Annotated in this window: 2 protein-coding genes; both read right to left on the bottom strand. The window is 61.5% G+C overall.

Annotated elements, in window-relative coordinates:
* On the bottom strand, positions 1-370 hold a 370-nt coding region (locus ABT116_RS48560), incomplete at its 3' end, for a TetR/AcrR family transcriptional regulator (protein ID WP_351647946.1).
* Positions 371-497: 127 nt separating this feature from the next.
* Positions 498-1,167, bottom strand: a 670-nt coding sequence (locus ABT116_RS48555; RefSeq protein WP_351647944.1) for an SDR family NAD(P)-dependent oxidoreductase, incomplete at its 5' end; no start/stop codon positions are given.

Raw genomic sequence — 1,167 nt, 5'->3', positions numbered from 1 at the left:
CATCTGCATCATCACCGCGGCCTGCCTCTACATCCCCCAGCTCGCCGAACTCGTCGGCCATCCCCTGGAACGCCCGCACGAAGACTTCTCCTGCGCGCCCCTCCGCCGTCCGCTGTCTCGACGGACGGCGGAGAAAATCCTCAGCCAGGGAGTCCAGTTCCGACCGAACGGCTACCGTGATGAGATCGTCTTTGGACGCGTAGTACTTGTAGAGCGTCGAGAGGGCAGTCTGGGCAACTCGAGCGACCTCCCGCATCTGCACAGCTTCGTAACCGCCCGCGGATGCCAACTCGCGGGTGGCTTTCACGACTCGCTCGACACGGAATGCCTTGGCCTCAGCGGTGCGGCCGTTCACCTTCACTGCGGACATCCAGTCTGTCCCCCATCATGTTCCGAGACTGACGCCGACGCGTCATCTGCCTCCACGATAACGCCCCTGCACCGGCACCAACTCAGGCACTCGGATCAGTCCCATCCGTTAATCAGGCATTTACGAATCAGGACGGAAGCTGACCCATGAAGATGGACGGGTGCAGACCGTCAGCCAACGGACGGAAGTCCTTCTCGACCTTGGCGGTCAGGTCGTCGAGGTTCCACGGTCCATCCGAGGCGACCGTGGAGACTACCTCCGGGTTATTCCACAGTTTCACCTCGTAGCCCATGGCGCCGATCGTGCGGCCCGACAGCCAATCGGAACTCGTACCGGCAAGGTAGGTGACGATGGGCGCGATGTTGTCCGGCGAAACGGAATCGTCGATGCCCTCTCCCACCCGCTTCTCGTCAGGCACGGTCTGCGTCAGACGCGTGACGGCACCCGGAGCGATCGCATTGGCCGTCACGCCGTATCGCCCGAGCGCGTTGGCCGTCGACGCAGTCAAACCGATAATCCCCATCTTGGCAGCGGCATAGTTCGGCTGCCCGGGCGAACCCTGCAACGCGGAATCGGAGGTGAAGTTGATGATGCGGTAGTGGCCGTCGGGATTCCTCTGCGAACGCCAGTACGCCGCCGCCGGCTTGATGGTGCTGAAGTGGCCACGCAGATGCACTCGAATGACTGCATCCCAGTCTTCTTCCGGAAGATTGAAAATCATCTTGTCTCGGAGAATGCCTGCCACATTGACGAGAACATCCAGCTTGCCGTAATGCTCCAGCGCAAGATCGACAAGG

The organism is Streptomyces sp. NPDC002130 (genome assembly GCF_040296465.1).
Taxonomy (GTDB): Bacteria; Actinomycetota; Actinomycetes; order Streptomycetales; family Streptomycetaceae; genus Streptomyces.
This window is presented reverse-complemented; position numbering and strand designations above follow the sequence as displayed.